General features: G+C 40.8%; 1 rRNA gene. It reads right to left on the bottom strand.

Annotated elements, in window-relative coordinates:
* Nucleotides 1-176 (bottom strand): 16S ribosomal RNA (locus V8Q34_RS27405); the annotation flags it as partial.
* Nucleotides 177-343 lie beyond the last annotated feature (167 nt).

Here is a 343-nt window from a genome sequence, read left to right as displayed (position 1 = left end):
CATTTCTAACTGTTATCCCCCTGTATGAGGCAGGTTACCCACGCGTTACTCACCCGTCCGCCGCTCAGTCAAATAAGTTTCAATCCGAAGAGATCCACTTAAGTGCTTCGCTCGACTTGCATGTGTTAAGCACGCCGCCAGCGTTCATCCTGAGCCAGGATCAAACTCTCTGATAAAGTGTTTGTCCAAGTTCAAAATTAACTTTGGCTAATTTATCCCTTTTACTGTTTTGGTTCGTTAGAACCGTTCTTAAAATTGAATGTAAAAGAATTTTCGATTCATGTGTTTCACTGTTCAGTTATCAAGGTTCCTGTCAGTTTTTGACAGCTTTGATATTTTATCA

Source organism: Blautia sp. JLR.GB0024, from assembly GCF_037000545.1.
GTDB lineage: Bacteria > Bacillota > Clostridia > Lachnospirales > Lachnospiraceae > Blautia > Blautia celeris.
The sequence above is the reverse complement of the archived record's forward strand: the minus strand, read 5'-3'. Positions and strand labels throughout refer to the sequence as shown.